The following is a 6,855-nucleotide window of genomic DNA, read 5'->3' as shown; positions in this document are numbered from 1 at the left end:
CCCCCCCCCCCCCCCCCCCCCCCCCCCCCCCCCCCCCCCCCCCCCCCCCCCGACGGGCTTTACCAACGGGCTTCACCGACACATGCGGATACCGGACGGCCGACGGGGCGGCCTGTTCGGTGACGTCGGCTTCGCTGTCGTCGCTTTGGTGTCGGCCCGCTCTTTCGGCGCGCGTTCACCCGTGCTTCGAGCCGTGTGCCGTCGTGCGTCGTTCGTGCGCTGGCCTCGTGCATCGGTGCAGGTCGCGCGCGGTGTCGCGGGTTGTTCGGCCGGGTGGCGACACGCGCGGGCGGCGTCCCTGTGGCAAAAACCCGCAAGGGCAAAACCCGCATGTCGTCCGCCTGCGATGAGCATGTGGCGGGCGGTCGGCGATGCCCCTGCGGCGGAACGCCGCAGCCGCCCGGACCCACGGTGGTCGGGCGGCGGCGTTGCTGCCGCGCGCACTGCGGCGCGGTCGGCGCAGCCGTCGTGCCGACGTGTTGTGCGGTCGTACACGGCTGCGCGCGAACTGCTGCCGCACCGCGGTGGGGCGGCTCCACGGCACCTGGGGTACCAGCCTGGGCGCCTGTTGGGGCACCTTCCCCTGTGGCCGCGCGCGTACACCCGGTTGTGTCCCGGTACCTTCGGAGCGGCATCCGGGCCGCCGCGTCCGGACCGTGCGCGATGGGGTGAGGGTCTCCGGTGAGAGCTGCTGTTCTGGTGCCCGCTGCGGGACTCGGGCTGCGCCTGGGCGGCGGACTGCCCAAGGCCCTGCGCGAACTGGGCGACGTGCCGATGCTCGTGCACGCACTGCGCTCGCTGTTGGCGGCTCCCGTTGTCGGCGCCGCGGTGGTGGCCGCGCCGCCGGACGGTGTCGAGGACGTACGCGCGCTGCTGGCCCGCGAGTTGGGGGCCGACGCGCCCGTCACGGTCGTCGCGGGAGGTGCCACCCGACAGGAGTCGGTGCGCCGTGCCCTCGACGCGCTGGCCGGGGACTGCCCGGTCGTCCTCGTGCACGACGCCGCACGGCCGTTCGTGCCGGTCGAGGTGGTCGAGGCGGTCGTGGCGACGGTGGAGGCCGGGGCACTCGCGGTCGTGCCGGCGCTGCCCGTGGTCGACACCGTCAAGGAGGTCGCGGACGTCGCGCCGGACGGCGCCGCCGAGTGCGTGGTGCGGACCGTGGACCGGGCGTCGCTGCGTGCGGTGCAGACACCGCAGGGGTTCCGGCGCGATGTGTTGGCCGCCGCGCACGAGGCCTCGCCGGAGGGCGACACGACGGACGACGCCGGGATGGTGGAGCGCATGGGCGTGACCGTGGCGGTCGTCCCGGGATCGGAGGAGGCCTTCAAGGTCACCCGGCCGTTCGATCTGCTGCTGGCCGAGGCGCTGCTGAACCGCCGCCGCGCGGAACGGGCCGAACTGGCTGGGCGGGACGAGCAGATGGGGTCGGTGGAGTAGGCCGCGCAGTCGTGGGTGCCCGAGTTTTGCCGCATTTGTCGTAGCTATGCGTTCGCCTGATCCGGAGCCGCTGTCGATGTCCGAATTCGTGTCACCCCATCGGGGGTTGCCCCGCACCGGAATCGGTGTGGATGTCCACCCGTTCGAGGAAGGCCGCGACCTGTGGGTCGCCGGACTGCACTGGCCCGGGGAGACCGGTCTCGCCGGGCACTCGGACGGCGACGTCGCCGCGCACGCGTCCTGCGACGCGTTGTTCTCGGCGGCCGGGATCGGGGACCTCGGTGCGCACTTCGGGACCTCGCGTCCGGAGTGGTCGGGTGCGTCCGGCGCCGTTCTGCTGGCCGAGGCCGCACGGCTGGTGCGCGCCGCCGGGTTCGAGATCGGCAACGTCGCGGTGCAGGTCGTCGGGGTGCGTCCGAAGATCGGGCCGCGGCGTGCCGAGGCCGAGAAGGCGCTGTCGGAAGCCGCGGGCGCGCCGGTGTCGGTGTCCGCGACGACCACCGACGGCCTGGGCCTGACCGGGCGCGCCGAGGGGCTGGCGGCGATCGCCACCGCTCTTGTGGTGCGTGTTTCGGGACCCTAGTCGGCGTGGCATCGGGTCCTTCGGAGCCCACGACATGACGACGAGACGAGAGGGACGGCTATGGCCGACAAGCTCACCGACGCCGCGCGCACGATGATCGACGCACCCAACTTCGCGACGATGGCAACGCTGCTGCCCGACGGACGCCCGCAGCTTTCCGTCGTCTGGGTCAGGACCGACGGGGACGACCTGCTCGTCTCGACGGTCAAGGGCCGCCGCAAGCACCGGAACATCGAGGCGGATCCGCGCGTGACGCTGCTCGTCTACCCGAAGGACGATCCGTACACGTACGTCGAGGTCAGGGGCACCGCTTCGCTGGAGGACGACGGCGCACCCGAACTGATCCAGGAGCTGTCGCAGCGCTACGACGGCAAGCCGTTCCGCGAGGGCGATCCGTCCAATGTGCGGGTCGTCGTGCGCGTCACCCCGGACCGGATCGTCACGCGGGGCTGAATGCGTGAGCTTCCCCGCCCTGCCACCCCGTAAACTCGCAGGGTGAGCATGCGCCTTTACGACACCAGCACCCGCACGGTCCGCGACTTCGTGCCGCTCGTCGAGGGCACTGTGTCGATCTACCTGTGCGGTGCGACGGTGCAGGCTCCGCCGCACATCGGGCACATCCGCTCCGGGCTGAACTTCGACGTGCTGCGGCGCTGGCTCGCGTACCGGGGCAACGACGTCGTGTTCTGCCGCAACGTCACGGACATCGACGACAAGATCATCGCGAAGGCGTGCGAGGCCGACGTGCCGTGGTGGCGCGTGGGCTATCCGAACGAGCGCGCGTTCAACGACGCCTACACCGCGCTGGGCTGCCTGCCGCCGACCGTCGAGCCGCGGGCGACCGGGCACGTGCCGGAGATGATCGAGCTGATGCAGCGGCTGATCACCACCGGGCACGCGTACCCGTCCGACGGCGACGTCTACTTCGACGTGCACTCGTACCCGGAGTACGGCGCGCTCAGCGGCCAGCGGCTCGACGCGATGCGCGACCAGGGCGACGCCGGCGCGGGTGCCAAGCGCGACGCGCGCGACTTCGCGCTGTGGAAGGCCGCCAAGCCCGGCGAGCCGTCGTGGGACACCCCGTGGGGCCGGGGCCGACCCGGCTGGCACCTGGAGTGCTCCGCGATGGCCCACCGCTACCTCGGGGAGCGCTTCGACATCCACGGCGGCGGTCTCGACCTGGTGTTCCCGCACCACGAGAACGAGATCGCGCAGTCCAAGGCGGCCGGCGACGGCTTCGCCAACTACTGGATGCACAACGCCTGGGTCACCATGAGCGGCGAGAAGATGAGCAAGTCGCTCGGCAACTCGGTGCTCGTCTCCGAGATGGTCAAGCGCTGGCCGCCGATCGTGCTGCGCTACTACCTCGCCTCGCCGCACTACCGCTCGATGATCGAGTACAGCGAGGCGGCGTTGCAGGAGGCCGCGACGTCGTTCGGGCGCATCGAGGGCTTCCTGGAGCGCGCGGTCGAACTGGCCGGGCCCGTCCCGGCCGACGCCGAGGTCCCTGCCGCGTTCGCCGAGGCCATGGACGACGACCTCGGCGTCCCGCAGGCGCTGGCCGTCGTGCACAACACCGTGCGCGAGGGCAACACCGCGGTGGCGGCGGGCGACAAGGACGCGGTGGCCGCGCACGTGGGCGCGCTGCGGGCGATGCTCGGCGTGCTCGGGCTCGACCCGGCCGCCGAGCCGTGGGTGTCCGCAGGTGCCGGGGACCGCACCGAGGACCTGCGCCACGTCGTCGACTCGCTGATCCATCTGGCCCTGGAGCAGCGCGAGGCGGCCCGCGCACGCAAGGACTACCCGGCCGCCGACGCGGTGCGCGACCGGCTCACGGCGGCGGGCATCGCCGTCGAGGACACCCCGCAGGGTCCGCGCTGGACCCTGGAGCGCCACAGCGACCGCTGACCCCGCTCCGCCGAACCGTCAACATTGTCACCGCCGCCCCGGCAACGGGGCCGTGACCACGACGCCGGTGCCCGCACCGGCAGCAGGACCGACCAGTCGCCGCCGCACGGCGGTTCGCGTACGACCGTCTCCATGCGGCCGGGCCGAGCGCCCGGCCGTACGGTTGTACGTGCGAGACGAGAGCACCGAAGGGACACCGACATGGCCGGCAACAGCCAGCGCCGCAACAAGCGCAACCCGGGGAGCAAGAAGGGGCCCCAGGTCGGGACGGGCGGGCACAGCCGCCGTGCGCTGCGCGGCAAGGGCCCCACGCCGCCGGCCGAGATGCGCAAGGGCCACGCCAAGCAGCGTGCCGCGCAGGCCGCGGCCAAGCGCGCCGCGCGGCCGGGCGGCCGGGCGGGCGTCGCGCGCGGCCGGGGTGGCAAGGGGACCGCGGAGCTGGTGTACGGGCGCAACTCGGTCGTCGAGGCGCTGCGCGCCGGCATCCCGGGCAGTGCCCTGTACGTCGCGCAGTTCATCGACTCGGACGACCGCGTCCGCGAGGCGCTGAAGCTCGCCAACGACATGTCGATCCCGCTGATGGAGGCGCCGCGTCCGGAGCTGGACCGGCTCACCGAGGGCGGCCACCACCAGGGCCTGGCGCTCCAGATCCCGGCGTACGAGTACGCGCACCCCGACGACCTGGTCGAGATCGCGCACGACAACGGCGAGGTGCCGCTCGTCGTGGTGCTCGACGGCATCACCGACCCGCGCAACCTGGGTGCGGTGATCCGCTCCGCGGCGGCGTTCGGCGCGCACGGCGTGGTCGTCCCCGAGCGGCGGGCCGCCGGGATGACGGCCGGTGCCTGGAAGACCTCGGCGGGCGCGGCGGCGCGGGTGCCGGTGGCGCGGGCCTCGAACCTGCGCCAGGTGCTGGAGGCGTACCAGAAGCAGGGGCTGTTCGTGGTCGGTCTCGCGGCCGACGGCAGCGACGAGCTCGCCGAGCTGTCGACCGCCGACGAGCCGCTGGTGATCGTGGTCGGTTCGGAGGGCAAGGGCCTGTCGCGACTGGTGACCGAGACGTGCGACCAGACCGTGGCCATTCCGATGGCGGCGGGCAACGAGTCGCTCAACGCGGGCGTCGCGGCGGGGATCGTGCTGTACGAGGTCTCGCGGCGCCGCGCGCTCTGACGCATTTCTCCCGCCGCGCGTTCGACTGCCGCGTCCGCGGTCACCGCATGCCTGTCGATGCGGTGTTCGGCGCTGCCACGTGGTGCCTTCGGTGATCTCCTTCGGGTGATTCCCGGGGCCGTGACGGGCGGCGTGTCGCCGGGGCCTGTCGCGGGGCTCGAAGATAGATGTCCGTATGGCCGCATCCTCCCGGGGGGATCCGCGGTTAGAGATGCGTGGAGACCAGATCGGAAGGCCGCTTCGGTGGCCAGCGTGATCAGGACGACCGGCTGAGCGGTGGGGGACCCGCGGATTTCGGCAGCGTCCGGACCTTGGTGCGGGACCCCGTCGACCCCGCGGCCGTGTCCGCCGCCACGCGCAGTCTGCGCGTGGTGATCGGGCCACCGCCGGGCGCGCGCGAGCCACAGGTGCCCGGGCAGCGCGGCGGGTTCCGGTCGGACCCGACCGATGTGACCACCGAGCTGCCGCGCGTCGACGTCGGGTCGGACCCGCCGACGACGGTGATGCCGCCGGTACGCGAGAGGCCCGCGCGCGAACGGCCGGCGCGGGAGCGGCCCGCCGGGCGCCCGGCGCGCACCTCGGCGGCGCGGACCCCGGCGAGGTCGCAGACCCGTCCGTCCGCGGCGAAGACGCAGGCGCCGGCGGCGACCAGGCGCGGGCCGCTGCAACCGGGCACGTTCCTGCTGCCGCTGCGCGGGTTCCTGGGCATCGCCTTCCTGCTTGAGGGCCTGCGCAAGCTGTACGACCCGGGCTTCCTGGACGCGGACGCGCCCGGTTCCTTCGCGCACCGCATCGAGGTGCTGCGGGACGGCAGCTTCGTGCCCGGGGTCCTCGACCTCGCGTCGCAGCACGCCATCACGGTCGGGCTGCTGTTCGCGTTCGGCCAGGTGGTCGCCGGTGTCGGCGCGCTGCTCGGGCTGTGGACGCGGGCCATGGGCATGATCGGCATGCTGCTGTCGCTGGGCGTGCTGGTCGCGGTGGGCGGGAGTTCGTCGCCGTACCACGCGGCCTACGTGGTGTTCCTGGCGGCGTGGAGTCCGCTGGCCCTTGCGGGCGCGCCGATGTACTCGGTGGACTGCTGGCTGTCGCTGCGCAATTGGCGCGGGCCGCTGACGATCCCGGTACGGGCCCGGCGCCGCAAGCTCGGGTACGGCTCGATCATCGCGGGTGCGGGCGTCGGTCTGACGCTGCTCGCGGGCGCGCTGTTCGGGCACCCGGCCGCGCCCGACACGACGCTTCCGGCGGGTGACACGCCGGAGACGTCGGTGTCCGGTCCGGCGACCTCGGAGGAGACGCCGCAGGTGCCGGACCCGGCGGTCGCGCCGCCGCCCGCCCGGCAGCCCGGCACTCCCGCGGCCCCGGCGGCCTCGGCGGCGCCGAGCGCGACCAAGGGCACGACGACGTCCCCGACCGCGGCGCCGAAGACCAGTTCCGCGGCCCGGACCCCGGCCGGGGCCACCGCGACCCGCAAGCCGACCGCGGCCACGAGCGGGAACAACGCCCCGGCCGCCGCGACGACCAAGCCGAAGGCGACGTCCCAGAAACCGGCGAACGCGGGCGGCGCGAGCAACACGAGTCCGCTCGGCGGGCTGCTGGGGGGGTGATCGGGGGCGGGGAGGGTGTCCGGTGAGGCGGCGGTGCCGCCGACGCAGGACGGGGGACGTACTACGGGGACGCGTGGCGGGGGACGCCGGACGCGCCACGCCAAACCGGGGGACGGGCGAACAGGCAGGCGCGGCCCGGGACTTCCCGGGCCG

General features: G+C 73.8%; 6 protein-coding genes. All 6 read left to right on the top strand.

Going from position 1 to position 6,855, the window contains the following annotated elements:
* Positions 1-681 precede the first annotated feature (681 nt).
* The 6 genes from ispD (at position 682) to ACRX5S_RS33180 (ending at position 6,702) form a co-directional block, all read left to right on the top strand.
* Complete coding sequence (gene ispD / locus ACRX5S_RS33205) at positions 682-1,437, top strand: 2-C-methyl-D-erythritol 4-phosphate cytidylyltransferase (protein WP_436776900.1); 756 nt, start codon at positions 682-684, stop codon at positions 1,435-1,437.
* Positions 1,438-1,513: 76 nt separating this feature from the next.
* A complete protein-coding gene (gene ispF / locus ACRX5S_RS33200) occupies positions 1,514-2,020 on the top strand; it encodes a 2-C-methyl-D-erythritol 2,4-cyclodiphosphate synthase (RefSeq protein WP_436776899.1) in 507 nt (168 codons plus the stop codon).
* A 60-nt stretch (positions 2,021-2,080) separates the two neighbouring features.
* Complete coding sequence (locus ACRX5S_RS33195) at positions 2,081-2,473, top strand: PPOX class F420-dependent oxidoreductase (RefSeq protein ID WP_436776898.1); 393 nt, start codon at positions 2,081-2,083, stop codon at positions 2,471-2,473.
* 42 nt (positions 2,474-2,515) lie between these two features.
* On the top strand, positions 2,516-3,928 hold the full coding sequence (gene cysS, locus ACRX5S_RS33190; RefSeq protein WP_436776897.1) for a cysteine--tRNA ligase: 1,413 nt from the start codon (positions 2,516-2,518) through the stop codon (positions 3,926-3,928).
* Between the two features lie 201 nt (positions 3,929-4,129).
* Positions 4,130-5,098, top strand: coding sequence for a 23S rRNA (guanosine(2251)-2'-O)-methyltransferase RlmB (gene rlmB, locus ACRX5S_RS33185; protein ID WP_436776896.1), 969 nt, complete (start codon positions 4,130-4,132; stop codon positions 5,096-5,098).
* Between the two features lie 314 nt (positions 5,099-5,412).
* On the top strand, positions 5,413-6,702 hold the full coding sequence (locus ACRX5S_RS33180; RefSeq protein WP_436776932.1) for a TQO small subunit DoxD: 1,290 nt from the start codon (positions 5,413-5,415) through the stop codon (positions 6,700-6,702).
* Positions 6,703-6,855: the final 153 nt, after the last annotated feature.

The sequence above is a fragment of the Yinghuangia sp. YIM S09857 genome, assembly GCF_051388915.1.
Lineage (GTDB): Bacteria > Actinomycetota > Actinomycetes > Streptomycetales > Streptomycetaceae > Yinghuangia.
Note: the sequence above shows the minus strand (reverse complement) of the source record. Positions and strands in the feature narration are given on the sequence as shown.